20 protein-coding genes are annotated in these 19092 nt (G+C 71.2%); 10 read left to right on the top strand and 10 right to left on the bottom strand.

The features are described from left to right. Positions 1 to 14: 14 nt before the first annotated feature. Complete coding sequence (locus tag ACIQ7Q_RS30535; RefSeq protein ID WP_403869169.1) at positions 15 to 557, bottom strand: MOSC domain-containing protein; 543 nt, start codon at positions 555 to 557, stop codon at positions 15 to 17. Positions 558 to 600: 43 nt separating this feature from the next. Continuing rightward, the gene (locus ACIQ7Q_RS30530) at positions 601 to 1086 is read right to left on the bottom strand and encodes an SRPBCC domain-containing protein (protein ID WP_403869166.1); all 486 of its coding nucleotides are present in this window, start codon (positions 1084 to 1086) and stop codon (positions 601 to 603) included. A 149-nt stretch (positions 1087 to 1235) separates the two neighbouring features. On the opposite strand from ACIQ7Q_RS30530, the gene ACIQ7Q_RS30525 reads away from it, so the two are divergent. The 5 genes from ACIQ7Q_RS30525 (at position 1236) to ACIQ7Q_RS30505 (ending at position 7165) form a co-directional block, all read left to right on the top strand. Next, on the top strand, positions 1236 to 2012 hold the full coding sequence (locus tag ACIQ7Q_RS30525; RefSeq protein ID WP_403869462.1) for a class I SAM-dependent DNA methyltransferase: 777 nt from the start codon (positions 1236 to 1238) through the stop codon (positions 2010 to 2012). A 66-nt stretch (positions 2013 to 2078) separates the two neighbouring features. Continuing rightward, entirely contained in the window at positions 2079 to 3371 is a 1293-nt protein-coding gene (locus ACIQ7Q_RS30520; protein WP_403869163.1) for an MFS transporter, read from the top strand. 364 nt (positions 3372 to 3735) lie between these two features. Beyond that, the gene (locus tag ACIQ7Q_RS30515) at positions 3736 to 5172 is read left to right on the top strand and encodes an MGH1-like glycoside hydrolase domain-containing protein (RefSeq protein ID WP_403869161.1); all 1437 of its coding nucleotides are present in this window, start codon (positions 3736 to 3738) and stop codon (positions 5170 to 5172) included. A gap of 375 nt (positions 5173 to 5547) precedes the next feature. After that, positions 5548 to 6555, top strand: coding sequence for an ornithine cyclodeaminase family protein (locus tag ACIQ7Q_RS30510; RefSeq protein WP_403869158.1), 1008 nt, complete (start codon positions 5548 to 5550; stop codon positions 6553 to 6555). An 82-nt stretch (positions 6556 to 6637) separates the two neighbouring features. Further along, a complete protein-coding gene (locus ACIQ7Q_RS30505; RefSeq protein ID WP_403869155.1) occupies positions 6638 to 7165 on the top strand; it encodes a DinB family protein in 528 nt (175 codons plus the stop codon). 58 nt (positions 7166 to 7223) lie between these two features. Here the strand turns inward: ACIQ7Q_RS30505 and ACIQ7Q_RS30500 are convergent, their stop codons facing one another. Further along, entirely contained in the window at positions 7224 to 8180 is a 957-nt protein-coding gene (locus ACIQ7Q_RS30500; protein WP_403869152.1) for a fibronectin type III domain-containing protein, read from the bottom strand. Positions 8181 to 8461: 281 nt separating this feature from the next. On the opposite strand from ACIQ7Q_RS30500, the gene ACIQ7Q_RS30495 reads away from it, so the two are divergent. After that, complete coding sequence (locus ACIQ7Q_RS30495) at positions 8462 to 9334, top strand: CAP domain-containing protein (protein ID WP_403869149.1); 873 nt, start codon at positions 8462 to 8464, stop codon at positions 9332 to 9334. Positions 9335 to 9465: 131 nt separating this feature from the next. On the opposite strand, the gene ACIQ7Q_RS30490 is transcribed toward ACIQ7Q_RS30495, so the two are convergent. The 5 genes from ACIQ7Q_RS30490 to ACIQ7Q_RS30470 form a co-directional block, all read right to left on the bottom strand. Beyond that, positions 9466 to 10920 carry a SulP family inorganic anion transporter gene (locus tag ACIQ7Q_RS30490; protein ID WP_403869459.1) on the bottom strand — a complete coding sequence of 485 codons (1455 nt, stop codon included), beginning with the start codon at positions 10918 to 10920 and terminating at the stop codon, positions 9466 to 9468. A 131-nt stretch (positions 10921 to 11051) separates the two neighbouring features. After that, positions 11052 to 11645 (bottom strand): carbonic anhydrase, encoded by a 594-nt coding sequence (locus tag ACIQ7Q_RS30485; RefSeq protein ID WP_403869146.1) that lies wholly within the window; start codon positions 11643 to 11645, stop codon positions 11052 to 11054. Between the two features lie 426 nt (positions 11646 to 12071). Then, positions 12072 to 13370 (bottom strand): ATP-binding protein, encoded by a 1299-nt coding sequence (locus ACIQ7Q_RS30480; protein ID WP_403869143.1) that lies wholly within the window; start codon positions 13368 to 13370, stop codon positions 12072 to 12074. Continuing rightward, on the bottom strand, positions 13367 to 14062 hold the full coding sequence (locus ACIQ7Q_RS30475; RefSeq protein ID WP_403869141.1) for a response regulator transcription factor: 696 nt from the start codon (positions 14060 to 14062) through the stop codon (positions 13367 to 13369). The genes ACIQ7Q_RS30480 and ACIQ7Q_RS30475 overlap by 4 nt, the downstream gene beginning before the upstream one ends. Before the next feature lie 53 nt (positions 14063 to 14115). Continuing rightward, a complete protein-coding gene (locus ACIQ7Q_RS30470) occupies positions 14116 to 14376 on the bottom strand; it encodes a hypothetical protein (RefSeq protein WP_403869139.1) in 261 nt (86 codons plus the stop codon). Positions 14377 to 14506: 130 nt separating this feature from the next. Here ACIQ7Q_RS30470 and ACIQ7Q_RS30465 point away from each other — a divergent pair, with 130 nt between their 5' ends. Then, entirely contained in the window at positions 14507 to 14692 is a 186-nt protein-coding gene (locus ACIQ7Q_RS30465; RefSeq protein ID WP_403869136.1) for a hypothetical protein, read from the top strand. 73 nt (positions 14693 to 14765) lie between these two features. Here the strand turns inward: ACIQ7Q_RS30465 and ACIQ7Q_RS30460 are convergent, their stop codons facing one another. Next, on the bottom strand, positions 14766 to 15416 hold the full coding sequence (locus tag ACIQ7Q_RS30460; RefSeq protein ID WP_403869133.1) for an HAD family hydrolase: 651 nt from the start codon (positions 15414 to 15416) through the stop codon (positions 14766 to 14768). Between the two features lie 51 nt (positions 15417 to 15467). Beyond that, entirely contained in the window at positions 15468 to 16334 is an 867-nt protein-coding gene (locus ACIQ7Q_RS30455) for a PhzF family phenazine biosynthesis protein (RefSeq protein ID WP_403869130.1), read from the bottom strand. Positions 16335 to 16534: 200 nt separating this feature from the next. Here ACIQ7Q_RS30455 and ACIQ7Q_RS30450 point away from each other — a divergent pair, with 200 nt between their 5' ends. The 3 genes from ACIQ7Q_RS30450 (at position 16535) to ACIQ7Q_RS30440 (ending at position 18976) form a co-directional block, all read left to right on the top strand. Further along, the gene (locus ACIQ7Q_RS30450) at positions 16535 to 18031 is read left to right on the top strand and encodes a carboxylesterase/lipase family protein (protein ID WP_403869127.1); all 1497 of its coding nucleotides are present in this window, start codon (positions 16535 to 16537) and stop codon (positions 18029 to 18031) included. Between the two features lie 62 nt (positions 18032 to 18093). Further along, positions 18094 to 18309 (top strand): DUF397 domain-containing protein, encoded by a 216-nt coding sequence (locus ACIQ7Q_RS30445; protein ID WP_403869124.1) that lies wholly within the window; start codon positions 18094 to 18096, stop codon positions 18307 to 18309. A gap of 70 nt (positions 18310 to 18379) precedes the next feature. Beyond that, entirely contained in the window at positions 18380 to 18976 is a 597-nt protein-coding gene (locus ACIQ7Q_RS30440; RefSeq protein ID WP_403869121.1) for an NAD(P)H-dependent oxidoreductase, read from the top strand. The last annotated feature ends 116 nt before the right edge of the window (positions 18977 to 19092 follow it).

Genomic DNA, 19092 nt, shown 5'->3' with positions numbered 1-19092 from the left:
CGCCTCCCCGTCGGTCAGACCCGTTCCAGCGCCCGGTGCGGCTCCGCCGGGAGGTTCACCGTGATGGTGTCGCCCGGGCGGACTGTGCCGCTCTCCCTGACGACGCTCATGATTCCTGCCTTGCGCACGATGCTTCCGGCCTCGTCGCGGCCGACGACCTGCTTCAACAGGCCGGCCTGGTAGGTGTCGATCTGCAGGCACGGGTTGCGCAGGCCGGTGACCTCGACCACCGCCGCCTCGCCGATCCGCAGCAGCGTGCCGACCGGGAGAGCGAGCAGGTCGATTCCGCGCGTGGTGATGTTCTCGCCGAGCGCGCCGGGTACCACCTCGAAACCTTCCTCGCCGACCTCGGCGAAAAGCTCCTCATGTATGAGGTGGACCTGGCGCAGGTTCGGCTGGGTCGGGTCCTGCGCGACGCGCGAACGGTGCTTGACCGTCACACCGGCGTGTACGTCCCCCTCCACACCGAGTCCGGCGAGCAGTCTGATGCTGTCGCGGTTCGGCTTGGTGAACGAGTACTCACCGTTGCTGCTGACTGCGGCCACTGTTCCACTCATACCTGAATCCCCCTGTCGAGAAAGCGGTGATCAGCTCCCGAGGCTAACCCGTCGCCGTCCCGGGCTCCTCGTCCGCCTCGACGAGTCGGGCGAGGTGGGCGAGTGCCATGCGGGTCCCGGTCTCGTTGTCGGCGGCGGGTACGACGTCGGGGATCCCTTCGTGCACGATGAGCACGTCAGTGCCGCCGCCGGGAGCCTCCGTGAGCGTGGTCGTCATCGTCATCGTGCCGCCGAGGGCGGGATCCGCGGTCTCGAACTGCAGCACTTCGACCACCTTCTCGTCGGGGACGAGCGTCGCGAAGTGGCCGTGGTACGTGTCGGTCTGCGGGGCCGACTTGCCGGTGCCGACCGGCAAGTCGTAGGTGAGCGAGACGCGGAACCTCCCGCCTTCGCGGGGGTCGAACGCGTGCACCTCGCTGCTCATGCCGTCCGGCACCCGCCATTGCGCGACCGCCGCCGCGTCCAGGAGCGCCCGGTAGACGGCCGGCCGCGACGCCTTGATGTGCCGGGAGACTCGCGTCGAGTACATACGGGGAACATAGCGCTGCGCCCGGGTCCAGCCCGCCTGATACCCCGTGCCCCACCCAGAAAAAGCGCGTGCGTCGCGGAGGTCTCCAGCCGTACGGTCCGGCCATGGACGACGGACCCATGGACGACGTACCGATGGACAACGCAGCGATGGACCGCGCAGACGCGGACGACGTAAACGGGGACGACGTAAACGCGGACGGCTACTTCGGTGAGCGTGTCGCGGCGACGTACGACGAGTCGTCCGCGGAGATGTTCGCTCCGGGCAGCATCGACCCCGTTGTTGATGTTCTCGCTGAGCTCGCCGGCGACGGCAGGGCCCTTGAGCTCGGCGTCGGGACGGGGCGCATCGCGCTGCCGCTGGCCCGGCGCGGGGTCCCGGTCCACGGCATCGACATGTCACGGGCGATGGTCGCCCGGATGCGGGCGAAGCCGGGTGGCGAGCAGGTCGGCGTCGCCGTCGGCGACTTCGCGACGACGAGGGTGGACGGGACGTTCTCCGTCGCGTACCTGGTCTTCAACACGATCATGAACCTGACGACGCAGGCCGCCCAGGTGGCGTGCTTCCGTAACGTCGCGGCCCACCTCGGGCCGGGCGGCTGCTTCGTCGTCGAGGTCGGCGTCCCCGATCTGCGCAGCCTTCCGCCGGGGCAGACCAGCGTCCCGTTCCACGTGAGCCCGACACGCTGGGCCTTCGACCTCTACGACACCGCCACTCAGGCGATGAGTTCGAACTATGTGGAGGTCGTCGACGGGCGCGGCGAGTACCGCTCGATCCCCTTCCGCTACGTCTGGCCGGCCGAACTCGACCTGATGGCCCAACTCGCCGGTCTGCGGCTGCGCGACCGGTGGGCAGGGTGGGAGCGGGAGCCGTTCACGCACGAGAGCCGCCGGCACGTGTCGGTCTGGGAGAAACCCGCCGGGTGACTGAGGCCCCGCACCCAGGGGCCGTCCGACGTATACGCCGGCCTCGAGGTGGGGATGGTCGCGATCATGACAGAAACACCTACGGTCCGGACGGTCACAGCCCCCGCCGGGCGCCCGGTGCGGCAGCTGCTCGCGGCATCCGTCGGCAACGCGGTGGAGTGGTACGACTGGTACGCGTACACCTTCCTCGCCGTCTACATCGCCGACCAGGTCTTCCCGAGGAGCTCCGGGAACTCCCTCGTGCCGCTCCTGTCGACCTTCGCGGTCTTCGCCGTCGGCTTCTTCATGCGGCCGGTGGGCGGACTGCTCATGGGCACGGTCGCGGACCGGCACGGCAGACGTGCCGCGCTCACCGTCACGATCCTCCTGATGGGTGGCAGCAGCCTGCTGGTCGGGCTGACGCCGACGTACGCCACCGCCGGCATCCTCGCTCCCGTGGTTCTGGTGCTGGCCCGGCTGCTGCAAGGTCTTTCCGTGGGTGGGGAGTTCGCCGCGTCGACCACGTTCCTGGTGGAGTCGGCCGGCCCCGGGCGGCGAGGGCTGTTCTCGTCCTTCCAGTACGTCTCCACCTCCGTCGGGCAGCTCGCGGCCTCGGGCATCGCGGCTCTGCTGGTGAGCGTCCTCGCGGAGGGGCAGATGAACGGCTGGGGGTGGCGTGTTCCGTTCGTGCTCGGTGCGCTGCTCAGCCTCGTCGGCTTCTGGATCAGGCGCAGCGCGCACGAGACGCGCAGCCTCGAGCAGCAGCATCGCGAACGGCCGGGTCTCTTCGACGCCCTGCGTCACCATCCGCGGGAGTCGCTGCTGATCTGCGGCATCACGGCGGGCGGCACGCTCGCCTACTACACGTGGACCTCGTACCTGCCGACGTACGCGGAGCTCAACACCCACATCGACAAGGCCGACGCGCTGCTTGCGGGCACACTGTCGCTGGCGTTCTTCGCACTCCTGCAGCCGGTCGGCGGGCTGCTGTCGGACCGCTTCGGGCGCAAGCCGTCACTGTTGTTCTTCGGGGTCGGCTTCGCCGTGCTGAGTGTGCCCCTGCTGCGGGCGGGGAACGGTTCGTTCCTCTCGCTGCTGCTGGTGCAGTGCGCGGGAATGATCCTGCTGACCGGCTTCACCTCGATCTCGGCGGCCGTGAACGCGGAGGTGTTCCCGGCCAGGGTGCGGGCCGCCGGCATCGGCTTCCCGTACTCGCTCACGGTCGCCGTGTTCGGCGGGACCGCCCCGTACGTGGGGACGCTCTTCAAGGAACTGGGCCGTCCCGGGCTGTTCCCCTGGTACGTGGCGGTGCTGTGCCTCGTCTCGTCGGCGGTGTACCTGCGGCTGCCGGAGAGCGCGCACAAGGAGCTGGAACGGTGACGGTGCGGCGGCGGCTGCCCCGGCGGCCCGCGTCGCCGGGCGGGGTGACGGACGGGACGGGGTGACGGACGGGACGGGGTGACGGACGGGACGGGGTGAGGACGGGGCGGGGTGCCGGACGGGGCCGGGCGGGGTGACGGGCCGGGCGACCTGCCCGCGCCACGCTGTGTTTTTCGCCACTTACACCCCTTCGGTATACATTTCGACGCTACTTTTGCTTGCCGTAAGCCCATGGCGGGGAGAAAATCTTCGCCATCGGCCCCCGAGCAGCACCCCCAGCCAGCCTTTCCGGAGCCCCAGTGGAGCGCGTCGTCCCGTTCACAGCCGCCCGCTCCGCCCTCGCGCGCCCGCAGGGGTCGGCGGGATGACGTCGCTTGTCCGGACTCCCCTGCCCGCCGCTTCCGAGGACCTGACCCTTCGGCGCGGCGCGGCACGGGTTCTGCTCTCGAACTGGAGGGGTGATTCGAGCGTCCCCTCCCGCGGGCTGTATCCGCACCAGTGGAGCTGGGACTCGGCATTCATCGCCATCGGGCTGCGCCACCTGTCGGTGCGGCGGGCGCAGCGCGAGCTGGAGACGCTCCTCGGCGCCCAGTGGGCGGACGGACGCGTTCCGCACATCGTCTTCAACCGGGCGGTGCCCCTCGACGCGTACTTCCCCAGCCCGGACTTCTGGCGCTCCTCACGGGCGGGCGCCGCGGCGGGTGCCCCGGCCGATCTCGAGACCTCGGGCATCGTGCAGCCTCCGGTGCATGCGCTCGCCGCCTGGCTGGTGCATCAGGCCGACCCCGAGGTGTCCCGCCGGCGCGGCTTCCTGCCCCGGCTCTACGGGCGTCTCGCCGCCTGGCACGACTACCTGACCGGTCCCCGCGACCTGGGTGGCGGCGGGCTGTCCGCCGTGGTCCACCCGTGGGAACCGGGCATGGACAACAGCCCGTGCTGGGACGGTCCGCTGCGGCGGGTCGATCCGGTCGCCCCGGGCTCGTACCGGCGCGCCGACCTCGACCACGGGCAGGCCGCCGAACGCCCGACCGACCTCGACTACGGCCGGTATGTGCGGCTCGCCGCCGACTACCGGGACAGCGGTTACGCGGACACGGCCGGCCATCACGCGTTCGCGGTCGAGGACCCTACGGTCAACGCGCTGCTGATCGTCTCGGAGCTGGCCCTCGCCCATATCGCCGCCGAGACGGCCATGGATCCCCTGCCCCATGAGGAGCGGGCGGCGCGCCTGACCGAAGCTCTGGTGGAGCGGCTGTGGTCGCCGGCCGACGGCATGTTCCTGTGCCGGGACCTCGTCGGCGACGCGCTCGTCCCCGAACGGAGCGTCGCCGGACTCGTCCCCCTCATCGTCCCTGGTCTGCCCCGGAACATCACGGACGCGCTGTTCGCCACGGCGACGGGGCCCGGTTTCCGGCTCGGTGAGGCCCTGATGGCGCCGTCGTACGCCTTCGACGGCCCTGCCTACGACCCGCACCGCTACTGGCGCGGGCCGGCCTGGTTCAACGTGAACTGGCTGCTGGAGCAGGGACTTCGCCAGTACGGACGTGTCGAGGCGGCTGACCGGCTGCGCACCTCCATGCTGGCCGCGGCCCGTATCTGCGACTTCGCCGAGTACGTGGACCCGTTCACCGGTGAGGCGCGGGGCACCCGCGACTTCGGCTGGACGGCCGCACTGGTCCTCGACCTCTTGGCCTCGTCGCCGCACCACGGAAAGGTCGGCCCGCAGAGGGAGGCCCCCGGAGCCCCCACATCCACGCCGCCCCGGGGCGAGGAGAACGCCGAGCTGACCGCGCCCCCATAGGCGATCGCCGCCGCCTGCGGGAGCGTTCGCCTCCCGGGCCGAGCTCCGGCTCCGCGCTTCACATGGTGCCGGGCTCGGGCGGTCCGCAGGCGCCGACACAGGCCTCGTTGCCCTACGGAACTGCGTACACGCTCCTTCGCCCAGTACCCCCCAGTCCTCGACGCCCGCGGCTTCGTGGAACTGACGCGGATTGATCTTCTCCGTCCTACACTCGGCATGCGTCATGCCCCTCAACCTGGCGAGGGGGTCCGACAATTGCGCACCCCTGAGGTGGAGCTCCCTCGGCACATCGGCGCGTCGCCGCCGCGGCGGCAGGTGTGAGTCTTGACGGGACAGGTCGCGGTTTCGACGGCCGCGTTCGGGAGATGGGTGCGCATGCTGGTTCTGGGACGTTCGCAGGTCGAGGAGCTGCTCGACATGGGCGCGTTGATCGACGCATTGGCCCCCGCGATGGCGGACCTCAGCAGGGGCCACGCCTCGGCGCCCCCGCGTACCGCCGCGCTGGTGCCGGATCGCAGTGGATTCCTCGCGGCCATGCCCGGGTTCGTGCCGTCGGCAGGTGCCCTCGTGAGCAAGCTGGTATCCCTCTTCCCGGAGAACGCCGGAACCCGTCTGCCGACCCATCAGGCACTGATCGCCGTTTTCGATCCGGAGACGGGTGAGCCTGTCGCCCTGCTGGACGGAACGGCCATCACGGCAGCGCGTACTGGTGCCTGTTCGGCTCTGTCGGCTCGGCTGCTGGCCCGGGAGGACTCCACGGTCCTGGCGGTCCTGGGAACGGGTGTTCAGGCCCGCGCCCACGCCCACGCCATGTGCCGTGTCCGCCCGATCCGGGAGATCCGGGTCGCGGGGCGCGACCCCGAGAAGGCGGCTGCCCTCGCGGCCGAGCTTTGCTCGGCGTCCGGCACCCCGGAGGCGCCGCGGGTGGAGGTGCGGGCGGTGGCCACCTACGCGGAGGCGCTCGACGCCGCGGACATCGTCGCCGCGGCCACCCATGCGACGGAGCCGGTGGTACGGCTGGATTGGCTGGCACCCGGGGCGCACGTCACCTCCGTGGGGTACAACCCTGCCGGGCGCGAGGTCGACGACGCCACGGTCGTCCAGTCGCTCGTGTGCGTCGAGTCGCGGGAGGCCGCGCTGGCCCCCTTCCCCGCCGGCAGCAACGACCTGCTGAGCCCGATCCGCCACGGGCTGATCACGGCCGAGCACGTACACGCCGAGCTGGGCGAACTCATCACCGGGAGCCGCCCCGGGCGCACTGCCCCGGGGCAGATCACCCTCTACAAGTCGGTGGGTGTCTCCGTGCAGGACGCCGCGGCGGCGGCGCTGGTCCTCGGCGCGGCGCGCGAACGCGGCAAGGGCGAGGAAGTCTCTCTGCGGTGATGCGGATGCGCGGGGCGGCGGCCGCAGCGCCCAGCGCTGTGCGCCCTGTCGATTGTCAGTGGCTCGTGCGAGGCTGCTGTGCATGCGTACGACACCGGACGGACGGCCGATCCCGCCCCCTCATGCAGGTGAACGCGCCATGCTGGAGAGCTGGTTGGACTTTCACCGGGCCACCCTGGCCCTGAAGTGCGCCGGCCTCGACGACCGTCGGATACGGCTGGCGCCGGTGCAGCCTTCGTCCATGACGATGCTGGGTCTGGTCCAGCACATGACCGAGGTCGAACGGAACTGGTTCCAGCGGGTGTTCGCCGGTCAGGACGTGCCGTTGCGGTTCGGGGACAAGGGGGAGTTCGGCTTCGCCCTCGTGCCGGAGCGCGGGATGGACGAGGCGCTGGCAGCGTGGCGGGCCGAGGTCGACCGGAGTCGCGAGCTGACGGCCGACGCCTCGCTCGACGATTCCGGCAAGCTGTCCGAGCAGAACGCCGCCGTGCTCGGCGACGACGGCGTGTCGCTGCGCTGGATCCTGGTGCACATGATCGAGGAGTACGCGCGTCACAACGGGCACGCGGATCTGCTCAGGGAGAGCATCGACGGCGTCACAGGCACGTAGTGGCGTGGGGGTCGGGAGCAGGCGTGCGGGTGCAAGGCGCGGGTACGGCTCGGCTGCGTCAGCGGACCACGACCGTGCGCTGCGCCGAGAAGTCACCCCACTTGCCGTCCGGCAGCTTGGCTCGGAGCTTGATGCTGTAGCGGGTGCCGGGTTTGTCGGTCACGGTCATGGTGTAGGCGGCCGTCCCGGTGGGAGGCTCGGCGCCCCACACGATCGTGGTCGCCGGCTTGCCGTTCAGATAGAGCTGATGCTCCTCGACCGGGGCACCGGTCCGCGGCGGAGTCCACCTCAGCTCGATGCTCCCCTTGCGGACGGTCGCCTCGAGGCCGGTCGGCGCGGTGCTCGGGTTGTCGTCGCCCGGTGCCGAAGGGGTGGTGAGGTCAACGGAGTTGCTGTCCGGCGACGAGTTCTCTGCTGCGTCACGGGCCCGGACGGTGAAGGTGTAGACGGTGCCGGCCCGCAGGCCGGTGACACGGGCGGTCGCCGCATTGCCGCTCACACTGTGGATACGGGAATCCTCCTGGTAGATGTCGTACGAGGTGACGCCCGTGTCGTCCGTGGCGCGTTCCCAGGTGAGGGACACCGAGGTGGCCCCTTCCACACGCCCCTTGACCCGGGCCGGCTTCGTCGGAGCCTTGCGGTCGTCCGGCGCCTGGGCCGGGGTGGTGACGGATATCGCGGCGCTGGGGGCGGACAGATTCCCGGCGGCGTCCCGCGCCCGCACGGTGAAGCTGTACGCCGTCTCCGGCGCCAGCCCGTCGATGTCGACCATGTGCTTGCCGGCCGGCAGGACCATGACCTTGGTCCCCTTCCGGTAGACCTCATAGCCGGTGACCGCCTTGTTGTCGGAGGACTTGTCCCACATGACGTGCACGGAAGTGGCACTGCCGGCCTGCGCGGTCACCCCGGACGGTGTGGAGGGGCGTTCGCTGTCCTTGTCGTCCTCGGCTCCGCAGGCGGTGAGGACCATGGCGGCCGAGCAGGCCAACGCGACGAGAGTGGGGGGACGTTGCACGGTCGGGCCTCCGCGTACGGGCGACGGGCATTGGTCCAGACCTGTATGCCACAGCTGGGTGGTTCGCCACAAGACAACCGCGAGCACACGCAGAAGGGACGCCGTACCTTCACACAGCCTGATGGCTTTCTTATGGCTTCTTGAAGAAGGGCCACGAAAGGGCTTCCGTGGTTCGAACCGGCCTACGATCTCGGCAACCCCCCACCGTGATCCCGGCGGGCGCGGCTGCGGCCGCCGGGATCACGACCGCACAGCCGTCAACCTCCCGAGGTGTCCTACGCATGGGTTCTCGAAGAGCCGCTCGTTCCAACGCCCACTCGCACGCCCGACCCAAGACCGGGCTGCGCGCCCGTGGCGCCGTGCTGGCGCTGGGCGTGATCACGGTCGCTGCCGGGGTCGGGGCCACCCTCGCCACGAGCGGCGGGGACGAGGGCGGAGCGGCTGGACGCGTGGACACCAACGCCGCAGGGGAGATACCCGGCGGCGGTGACGAGGACGCCACGACGGGCAGCGCGTCGCCGCTCACCTCGCCCTCGGGAACCCCGAGCGCGAGCGCGTCGCCGAGTCCGAGCGTCACCGCGTCCGCCGAGCCGAAGCGATCGGCGAGCCCGTCGACGGCCTCCAAGACCGCGAAGCGGACGGCAACGGCGAAGCCGACGCGCAACGGCGGAACGGGCGGCTCCGGCGGTGGCGACCGCCCTGCCTCGTCGTCCGGCGGATCAGGATCCGGGTCGGGGTCGGGATCGGGATCCGGAAGCGGCTCCGACTCGAACGGTGCGGAGGCGCAGGTCCTCTCACTCGTCAACAAGGAGCGTTCGTCCGCCGGCTGCTCGCCGGTCACCGCCAACGCGGAGCTCACCCGGGCGGCCGACAACTACAGCGACGTCATGGCCCGCAGCGGCGTGATGTCCCACACCGGACCCGACGGTTCGACGATGACGAGCCGGGTCGAGGCCGCGGGTTACGAGTGGTCGACGCTGGGCGAGAACATAGCCCGGGGGCAGGCGGACGCTGCCGCGGTCATGAACTCGTGGATGAACAGCCCCGGTCACCGCGCCAACATACTCAACTGCTCCTTCAAGGAGCTCGGCGTCGGCGTCCACTTCGGTGACGGCGGCCCGTGGTGGACCCAGAACTTCGGCACCGGGCGCTAGCCACGCCGACTTCCGGCAGAGGCCCCCGGGCCCGGGCCGTACGGCGGGCCCGGGCCGTACGGCGGGCCTCGGGCCGTACGGCGACCGGTCAGGGCGGCCGTACGGGCCGAGGCTGCGCGACCCGGTCAACATCAGGCCGCGGACATCAGCACGCGGTCGGCCCCCTCCTCTTTGTTGTGCCGGTCGGCCCAGTTGGCGAGCGCGGTACTGCATGCGTGATCGAGATGCCGCAGACCGAGCAGATCGAGCTCGATCTGCCGGTCCCTGGGCAGCCGTTCGAGGGCGTCCAGGATCCGGGGCAGCCTGAGGAAGGTCGCGTTGCCGGAGAGGACCACACGCAGAGGGCCCTCAGGGTCCGAGTCTTCGTCCACGTGCACCTGGACGTGGGACGTCTCCCACGCCGTCTTCGCGATGGCGAGCAGCAGCCCGACCAGCACGCCCTCGAACATGTTGGTCGCGACGATGGCGAGCGCCGTCGCCATCAGGATCAGGGCCTCTCCCCGGTGCTCGCGCCACAGCGGACGCATTTCCTTCAAGGGAATGAGCTTCCACCCGGAGAAGACGAGGATGCCGGCGAGGGAGGCAACGGGTATGAGGCCAAGCGCAGCCGGCAGGAGCGCCGCGAAGAGCAGCAGCCATACGCCGTGCAGCACCCGTGACGCCTTGGTCCGCGCACCCGCTTGCACGTTCGCCGCACTGCGCACGATGACAGCCGTCATCGGCAGTGCCCCGAGAGCGCCGCACAGGGCGTTGCCCGCCCCCTGCGCCATCAGTTCCTTGTCGTAGTCGGTGCCTGGTCCGCTGTGCAGACGGTCGACGGCAGCGGCACTGAACAGACTCTCGGCCGACGCGATGAGTGTGATGGCGACGACCGTGCCGATCGCACCGACCAGTCCGGCGTCCGTGATCCGGCCGAGTTCGCCCAGGGACGGTGGCCGGATCGCGCCCAGCAACCCTTGCACGTCGACCCGCTTCACGGGCAGTTGCAACAGCGCGACGGCTGAGGTGGTCAGAGCGACGGCGGCCAGCGGCGCGGGCACCGAGCGGATCTTGGGCGGCAGATGCTTCCACAGCGCCATCAGCGCGACGGTCGCCGCGCCGAGGGCGAAGGCTGTCAGCGCTCCGGGCGAGCGGACCGTACGCACGAGCAGTTCGGGCAGGCCCCAGATATTGGCCGGGCCCGAGCCGGGTGCCTTCGCGTCGGCCATGGCGTAGAGCTGGCCGGCGATCAGTACGAGGCCGATCCCGGCCAGCATCCCCTCCACGACGGCGATGGATATGGCGCGGAACCAGCGGCCCAGCCGCAGCGCTCCCATGCCCAGTTGCAGCACGCCCGCCGCCAGGACGAAGATGCCCAGCGCCCCGAGCCCGAATTCGGTGACGGCTTCGAGGACAAGGACGGTCAGCCCGGCGGCGGGTCCGCTGACCTGGAGGCTGCTCCCCGGGAGCAGTCCGGTGACGATCCCGCCGACGATGCCGGTGACCAGGCCGAGTTCGGCGGGGACGCCGGATGCCACGGCCACGCCCACGCACAGCGGGAGGGCGACCAGGAAGACGACGAGGGACGCGGTGAGGTCGGCTCGCAGGGTCGAGGCGGACGGTCGTTCTGTGCGCTGCGACGCCGCCTTACGGTGGCGTCCGCGGTTTCCGCGACCGAGGTCACCGCGAGCGACGTCTCCGGGTCCGCGGTCTCCGGCCTCGCCGGCGGCGTGGACGCTCACAGCGGGAGGAACGCGTCGTCGTGCGGCCGGTGGACGAGCACGGAACCGGTGTTTATCTCGTAGAACCAGCCGTGCAGGTTCAGTCGCCCTTCCTCGGCCCGTCGGTCGACGCAGGGATACTCGCTCAACCGCCGTAACTGGCGGAGCACATGGTGCTTGACGGCCTCGGCGACAGCGGGGCCGGAGGAGTCGGTGAACAGGGGCGGGGGTGTCGCGCTCTCCAGCCAGCCACGGACCGCCGGGACGGCGGAGAGATCTTCGCGGCGCGCCATCGCGCCGACGGCGCCGCAGTGGGAGTGGCCGCAGACGACGATGTCGGCGATCCCGAGCACCTCGACGGCGTACTCGATGGTGGCCGCCTCGCTCGAGTGCCGGCCGGGGTCGTGTTCGGGGATGATGCCGCCCGCCGTGCGGAGTTCGAACAGCTCGCCGGGGGAGGCTCCGGTGATCAGCGTGGGGATCACGCGCGAGTCGGAGCAGGTGATGAACAGCGCCTGGGGTGACTGGCCGTCCGCGAGCCGGCCGAACTCCTCGGCACGGGCGGCAGCCCGGCGCCGGAAGGCGCGGGCGTTCTTCATGAGCATGTGCATAGGGGTGTGTCCTCCGGCGCGCCCATTGGCGCGCGGTGGGGGGATGGTCGTGTCCGATCGCAGGTCTCGCTCAGGGTCCGTGCGGAAGTCGACGGACCGCTCGGAGGGACGGGATCAGTGGCACCGGGGGGATCGGTGGTACCGGGGTCGGGAGAACGGGGTGGGTTCTTCCCGACTTCGGCCGTACGGAACTACGGGACCGGCTTCACCGGCCCAACTGGCCGGTAACTCCTGCCTCTTGAGTCACTCTGACACCACGGAGGCGCAAAAGTCTGTGATTCGTTGCACATTCGTGAGCGTCACGCCTCTTGACAGGTGAGGCTCGACGGGGCTACCCGAGGTCACCCCAGCTCACGCGCCGATCGCGCGCGTCACGTGAGAGGCGACACGTCCGAGATCATTTCCGACCACTTCCAGCCGACCGGATCACGCCAGCCCGAACGACACCCGCACCCGCGCCCCGCCCATCGGGGCCCTGGTGATCAGCAGTTCTCCGTCGGCCGCGCGGGCCGCGCGCGCCACGATGTCCAGGCCCAGACCTGTCCCTCCCCCACCGCCCCCGCTGACGCCCCGGGTCAGCGCCGCGTCGGGGTCGGCGACGCCGGGGCCCGCGTCGTCCACCGTCAGCAGCACGTGCCCATCGGTGCGTTCGACGCGCACGGCGAAGGCGGTGCCCTGCGGGGTGTGCCGGAAGACGTTCCCGATCAGGGCGTCCACCACGGCGGCGAGGTCGTCCTCCGGGAACCGTACGGGCGTGCGGCGCGGGGTGAAGGAGCGCTCGCACACCCGGTCCTGCTGAGCGGCGAGCACCGACCAGAAGTCCAGCCGCATCGCGACGACCTCCGTCATCTCGCAGGGGCGCCCCGCCGCGTGCCCGGCGGCCGGTCCCGCGGCGAGCGGGGTGCGGGCCGCGGTGATGATGGAGTCGAGCTCGGACTCCAGCTGGGCCACGGCCTTGGTGATGCGCCGGGCGCCGGGCGACGCGCCCATCAGGTCCGCCTCCAGGTACAGCGCGGTGAGCGGCGTCCGCAGCCGGTGCGAGAGGTCCGCAACCATCTCCCGTTCGATCGCGAGCAGTTCGACGACACGGTCGGCCATCGTGTTGAACGCGGCCCCGGCGTCCTGCAGCTCCGGCGGCCCGTCGGGTGCCACGCGTACGTCCAGGTCGCCGGAGCCCAGGGCCAGCGAGGCCCGCTTCAGGCTCTGGGAGGAGCGGACCACCCGGGCCCCCAGCCGGTCCGCCACCAGCACGGAGCCGCCCACCAGGCCCAGCGCGAGCAGGGACATGACGCCCCAGGAGGCCCATACCCCGCGGGTGAGATCCGCGGCGGGCACATACGCCTCGACGACGGCGACCCGGTGCTCGGGCAGCACGACGGGCTGGAGGTAGACCCAGCCCTCGGCGGTGTCCATGGCGAGGGTCTCCCGCTTCCGCACGGCACGGTCCAGCGCTTCCTTCGGCGCGTGCGGGCTGCCGACGAGGCCGCCGTCGGGGAGGCGTACGACCAGCCGGTCCCGTGAGCCGATCTCGGCCACGGCCTGCTGGACGTCACCCCTCTCGGTGGTCAGGGCGAGGACCGGCGAGAGGGCGGAGGCCCGCTGCTGGGCGGCGGTGGTCACCCGGTCACGGGCCTGTTCGCGCACCAGGAGGGCGAGAGGGATGAGGAAGGACAGCGCGACCATCGACGTCACGGCCAGCGCGATCCCGGCGAGGGCGCGTCTCATGAGGGAGAAGTGACGAGCTTGATCCCGATCCCGCGCACAGTGTGCAGGTAGCGGGGGGCTGACGCCTTTTCGCCCAGTTTCCTGCGCAGTGCTGAGAGATGGACGTCCACCGTCTGGTCCTCCAGATACGGCTGCTGCCACACCTCAGCGAGTATTCGCCGGCGGGACATGACCTGGTCGGCGTTGGCCGCGAGATAGGCGAGCAGATCGAATTCTCTCCGGGTGAGGGCCAGTTCGCTGCCCGCCAGGTGAACCGTACGGGCCTGCGGATCGATCCTGAGGTCGGCGACCTGCACGACCGGCCGGCGGTCCTGTCCGTCCGCCGCGGCCGGCGCCGAGCGGCGCAGCACCGCGGCGAGCCTGGCCGCGAGCTGGCCGCCGGAGAAGGGTTTGACCATGTAGTCGTCAGCCCCGGCGTTGAGCAGCCTGATGATCTCCGCGTCGTCGTCGCGCGCCGTTGCGACCAGGACGGGCACCCGCGAGATGCCGCGGATCATGCGCAGCACGTCGAGCCCGTCGAGGTCGGGCAGCCCGAGGTCGAGCACCACGATGTCGGGTGCGCCCTGGGTGACTTCGCGCAGCGCCTCGAAGCCCTGATGGGCGGTCTTCACCGCGTACCCGTGTCCGGTGAGGACCTCGATCAGCGCGGCCCGGATGACAGGGTCGTCTTCGACGACAAGTACGGAGGCCATGAGAGCGCACGTTAGCCGGTCCGTCACTATGGTGTCGTGTCCCGCCTCCTGCGCTACCTGCTCATCTGGCTGTCGTGCACCGCAGCCAGCGTCACGGCCGTGATGATCACGGTCCATTTCGTGGTGGGCTCGACCAGGCCCACGGCACCAGTCGCACAGTCGGCCCCGAAGGACTTCGCCGCGCCGCAGGCTTCCGCGTCACCACGCCCGAGCCCTTCCCGCAGCCCGAGTCCGAAGCCGAGCGCGCGTAAGCCCTCGCCGTCCAGAACCTCCGAGAAGCCGCGCACCGCGACGCCGACCTCCGCTGCCCGCACCACCGCTCCCCCACAGGACGCGCCCCCGTCGGAACCACCGGCCCAGGGTGGAGGGCAGGGAGCGGGCACGGGCTGCGAGCAGGGCGGCTCGGGGGTCCACACGATTTCCTCCCGGGGCGGCAAGGCGACCGTGCGCTTCGGCAGCGGCGGGGTGTGCCTCATCTCGGCGGTGCCGAACCAGGGCTTCACGGTGAGCACGACGCAGAGCGAGCCGCAGACCCTGACGGCGACCTTCTCGGGCGCCCACCACCGCTCCGAGATCACGGCGACGACGATCCCGTCGGACCGGGCGAGCGTGCGCGAGACGTCGTTCTAGGCGGGAGGTTCCAGGCGGGAGGTTCCGGGCGCGAGGTTCCAGGCACGAGCTCTACGGATTCGCCGGCTCAGCGCTACGCCTCCAGCAACCGGGGCAGGTCGCGCATCTCGTCGAAGACGACGGTGCCAAGCCCCTGCAGGCGGGCGGCCGGAATCAGACCGCCGCAGTAGCCGAAGGCCCGCATTCCGGCGGCTCGGGCGGCCTGCACTCCGTACGCGCTGTCCTCTATCACCGCGCACCGGTCGGGCTCGACGCCCATGGAGCGGGCGGCGTGCAGGAACAGGTCCGGGGCGGGCTTGCCCCTGGGCACGTCGGCTGCGCTGAAGACCCGGCCCTCGAAATGCTCCTCGAGGCCGGTGATCCGCAGGCTTCTGCGGATGCCGTCGTGTTGTCCGTTGGAGGCCACGCAGACGGGTGCGGTGAGAACGGACAGGGCCTCGGCGACTCCGTCGACGGCGGTCAACCTGGTGGCGAGGGCGGCGTCGTAGAGGTGCTCGTACCGCTTCTGCCAGTCCTTCTCCAGACGTCGGCCGAGGCGCTCCTCCACGGCGGCCGTGTAGACCTCCGTGGACGATCCCACGAACCGCTCTATGATCTCGGCCTCGGTGAACGCGACTCCGAGATCGGCCATGATCATCGCGTCGACTTCGACGCAGATCCGCTCGCTGTCCACGAGGACGCCGTCGCAGTCGAAGATCACGAGCTCGATGGGGTCGGCGGTCATGGTCGGCAGCTTAGGAGCAGAGCCCGCGCGCCTTCGCACCGCCCCGGGATGTCACGTGATCCGCGTGCCCCTCCCCGACACCCGCACCCGCTTGTCGCCCGCGCACAGTTCCACGGTCAGCGTCCCCGGGCGGCCCATGTCCTGGCCCTGGTGGAGGGTGAGCACCGCGGACTCGGGGACCAGGCCCAGCTCGCGGGCGTACGCGCCGAAGGCCCCCGCAGCCGCGCCCGTCGCGGGGTCCTCCACCACGCCGCCCACCGGGAACGGGTCGCGCACATGGAACACCGTTTCCGACTCCCGCCACACCAACTGCACCGTGGTCAGATCGAGACGCCGCATCAGGGCCTCGAGCCGGTCGAAGTCGTACGCGAGGTCCGCCAGCCGCTCACGGGTCGCGGCGCCCAGCACCAGATGCCGGGCGCCCGCGAAGGCGACACGGGGTGGCAGGGCGGGGTCGAGGTCGGCGGCCGACCAGTCGAGCGCGGCGAGCGCCTCCGCGAGGTCCGCGTCCGCGATGTCCTCACTGTGCGGTTCGACCGTGGTGAGGGTGGCGCGCAGCGCCCCACGTTCCTCGCTCACCGTCACCGGCACCGCCCCGGCGCGCGTCGCGAACACCAGGTCGCCGGTTCCGATGCGCTCGCCGAGGGCGATGGCCGTGGCGACGGTCGCGTGCCCGCAGAACGGCACCTCCGCCTTGGGGCTGAAGTACCGGATCGTGAACGCCCGTCCGGGCTCGCCGCCGAGCCCTTCTGGCGGGGCGGACAGAAACGCGGACTCGCTGTAGCCCAGTTCCGCGGCGATGGCGAGCATCCCGGCGTCGTCGAGGCCCGCCGCGTCCAGAACGACTCCGGCGGGGTTGCCGCCCTCGGGGTCCCCGGAGAAGGCGGTGTAGCGCAGCACTTCGTGCTTCGTCGTCATGACCGGCGAACCACGGTCCGGGGCGTTTTCTTCCCGGAGCGCGGACAGAACCGGGACGGCCCTGCTGCAGCGAAGCCGGATTGACACTCGGAGTGCGTCTATCGGTGCGATCTTGGTGTTGGAACCGGCGCTCGCGGCACTGGGATGCTGGACGCCCGGAGCCGGGCTGACCGGCAGCACAGGTTGTGGGGGTACTTGGAGTGGACGTCTTCCGGACGAGGAACGGTGTGGTGCGCGGGCGGCGGACGGCCGACGGCGTGGTCGCGGTGCTCGGAGTGCCGTACGCCGCGCCGCCGTTCGGCTCCGGGCGGTTCCGGGAGCCGCTGCCCGTCCCGCCCTGGGTGGGCGTGCGGAGTTGCGTCGACTTCGGCGTCATCGCCCCTCAGTCGGCCGAGCTTCCGGGTTCGCCGACGTGGTCGCCCGGTGACGAGGACGTGCTGACGCTCAACGTGTGGGTGCCGCCGGGCGACGCGACATCTCGGCCGGTGCTGGTGTGGATCCACGGCGGCGCGTACACCTTCGGCTCCTCCGCGCAGCCCGACTTCGACGGCACCGCCCTCGCCCGCGACGGCGGGCTGGTCGTGGTGACAATCAACTACCGGGTGGGGTTCGAGGGGTTCGGGCATGTGCCCGGAGCCCCGGACAACCGCGGACTGCTGGACCAGGTCGCCGCCCTGCGATGGGTCAGGGACAACATCGGCGCGTTCGGCGGTGACCCGGACAATGTCACGACGGCCGGGCAGTCCGCCGGAGCGACCTCCGTCGCCTGTCTCATGGTGATGGACCGGGCCGAGGGGCTGTTCCGCCGGGCGATCGCCCACAGCGCCGTCGGTCCCTGCTTCTCGACCGCGCTGGCTCAGGAGGTCACCGCGCGGGTGGCCGCCGCGGCGGTCATCCCGGCCACGGCCGACGCGCTGGCGGCTGCTTCGCCCCAGGCTCTGGTCGCCGCCTCGGACGAGGTGGTGGACGGCTACCGCCGCGATCCGGCGTCGGGACACCTCCATTACGACCCGGTCGTCTACGGACCGGTCGTCGACGGCGTCATCCTGCCCGAGGAGCCGCTCGCCGCCGTGGCCGCGGGCGGCGGTGCCGGCGTGGACCTGCTCGTGTGCCACACCACCGAGGAGTACCGGCTGCTGGACGCCGTGGGCAGCAGCGCGAAAGTGACGACCGCGGAGCAACTCGACCGTTTCGCGAAGGATTTCGGCCTGCCCGACGGCCTGACTGCCGGATACCGAGATCTCCTGCCGGACGCCCCGGTGCTGGACGTCTACCTCGCCGTCCTGGGCGACCTGACGTTCGGCGAGTACAGCAGCCGCCTCGCCGAGTCGCACGCACGTGCCGGCGGCCGGACGTTCCTGTCGCGCTTCGACCGGCGCCGTGCGGGCCCGCACGGCGAGGTGCGTGCGTGGCACTGCGCGGACGTTCCCTTCGCGTTCGGCAACCACGAGCTGGAGGCCGTCGAGTTCCTCATCGGCGGCCCGCCCTCCCCCGCGGACCACCGCCTGTCACGCGACATGGTCGCGGCGTGGGCCGACTTCGCCGACAGCGGCGACCCTGGGTGGCAGCCCCTGGACACCACGGGCGCCGGGCCGGTCCGCGTCTGGGCCCCAGACGACGCCCACGACCGACCGGAGCTGCCGGACACCCGGGCACTGTGGCGGGACGCCGCGTACTACCGGCCGGGGGGGCCTTGAGGGGCAGGCGCACCGCGTTACGCGTCGGCCGTCGGCCAAGCCTCCCCGGGCGGTGATCCACGGTGAACGCCGCCTGCTCCACGCACCCGTGGCGACGGCCTACTTTCGGAAGTCGGAGGGGCTGCGGGACGCTCGGTGCAGATGACGGCGACTGCGTCGAGGTCGCAGCCTGCCCCGGCAAGATCCACACCCGTGCCTCGGAGATCGCCGCCGGTCCGACCCTTCGAGTAGCCTCCGAGGGCTGGACGGCCTTCGTGGAGTTCGCCGCGCGGGGCTGAGTATGCCAAGGCACGGAAGACGGCCGAGTGCTGGGCACCGGCCCACATCGCTCTGGGGGATCAGCAGCACATGCGCATCGGGGTCTATCTCGCACACCCACGTCCGGGCAGCTTCAACCACGCCCTCTTCGACGCGGTCGTCGACGAGTTGAGAGGGCGCGGGTGCGACGTCGTCGCGCACGACCTGTGCGCCGAGGGCTTCTCTCCGGTACTGACCGCCGTCGAGACGGAGACCGTCGAAGTGGCGCTGGAGGCCCAGGACAACCAACTGGCCCTTCACCGCGCCGAGGTGGCCACCCTCGACGCCATGGTGTTCGTCCACCCCAACTGGTGGGGTATGCCGCCTGCCGTGCTGACCGGCTGGGTGCAGCGGGTGTTCGTGCCCGGTGTCGCGTACAAACTGGGGACCGCCGACGGTGAGCCGGTCGGGCTGCTCCAAGCAGGCCGGGCGCTCGTGCTGAACACCTCGGACACTCTGGAGGATCGCGAGCGCGGCGAGTTCGGGGATCCGTTGCAGCGCATCTGGGCCGCGTGCGTGCTGCCGTACACCGGGGTCGACGACGTCCGCCGGGTCGTGTTCCGCACGGTGAGCGACTCGACGGACGAGCAGCGCGCCGAGTGGCTCCGCGAGGCCCGGAAGCGGGCCGCGGCGTTGCTGGGCAACTGACTTCCGGAGGCGGTCCTCTCCCGTGACTCCTCCGCCCCCTGAAGGGGGTGGCTTCTCGCTATGCCGGTTGGGCTTCGCGACGGACCAGCCCGGCCCGTAGAACGTTGATCGCCCCC

The organism is Streptomyces sp. NPDC096176, assembly GCF_044763255.1.
In the GTDB taxonomy this organism is placed as follows: domain Bacteria; phylum Actinomycetota; class Actinomycetes; order Streptomycetales; family Streptomycetaceae; genus Streptomyces.
Note: the sequence above shows the minus strand (reverse complement) of the source record. Positions and strands in the feature narration are given on the sequence as shown.

Coding starts and splice junctions, on each gene's coding strand:
- ACIQ7Q_RS30535 (WP_403869169.1), bottom strand. CDS start 557: ATGAGTGGAACAGTGGCCGCAGTCAGCAGCAACGGTGAGTACTCGTTC.
- ACIQ7Q_RS30530 (WP_403869166.1), bottom strand. CDS start 1,086: ATGTACTCGACGCGAGTCTCCCGGCACATCAAGGCGTCGCGGCCGGCC.
- ACIQ7Q_RS30525 (WP_403869462.1), top strand. CDS start 1,236: ATGGACCGCGCAGACGCGGACGACGTAAACGGGGACGACGTAAACGCG.
- ACIQ7Q_RS30520 (WP_403869163.1), top strand. CDS start 2,079: ATGACAGAAACACCTACGGTCCGGACGGTCACAGCCCCCGCCGGGCGC.
- ACIQ7Q_RS30515 (WP_403869161.1), top strand. CDS start 3,736: ATGACGTCGCTTGTCCGGACTCCCCTGCCCGCCGCTTCCGAGGACCTG.
- ACIQ7Q_RS30510 (WP_403869158.1), top strand. CDS start 5,548: ATGCTGGTTCTGGGACGTTCGCAGGTCGAGGAGCTGCTCGACATGGGC.
- ACIQ7Q_RS30505 (WP_403869155.1), top strand. CDS start 6,638: ATGCGTACGACACCGGACGGACGGCCGATCCCGCCCCCTCATGCAGGT.
- ACIQ7Q_RS30495 (WP_403869149.1), top strand. CDS start 8,462: ATGGGTTCTCGAAGAGCCGCTCGTTCCAACGCCCACTCGCACGCCCGA.
- ACIQ7Q_RS30485 (WP_403869146.1), bottom strand. CDS start 11,645: ATGCACATGCTCATGAAGAACGCCCGCGCCTTCCGGCGCCGGGCTGCC.
- ACIQ7Q_RS30480 (WP_403869143.1), bottom strand. CDS start 13,370: ATGAGACGCGCCCTCGCCGGGATCGCGCTGGCCGTGACGTCGATGGTC.
- ACIQ7Q_RS30475 (WP_403869141.1), bottom strand. CDS start 14,062: ATGGCCTCCGTACTTGTCGTCGAAGACGACCCTGTCATCCGGGCCGCG.
- ACIQ7Q_RS30460 (WP_403869133.1), bottom strand. CDS start 15,416: ATGACCGCCGACCCCATCGAGCTCGTGATCTTCGACTGCGACGGCGTC.
- ACIQ7Q_RS30455 (WP_403869130.1), bottom strand. CDS start 16,334: ATGACGACGAAGCACGAAGTGCTGCGCTACACCGCCTTCTCCGGGGAC.
- ACIQ7Q_RS30440 (WP_403869121.1), top strand. CDS start 18,380: ATGCGCATCGGGGTCTATCTCGCACACCCACGTCCGGGCAGCTTCAAC.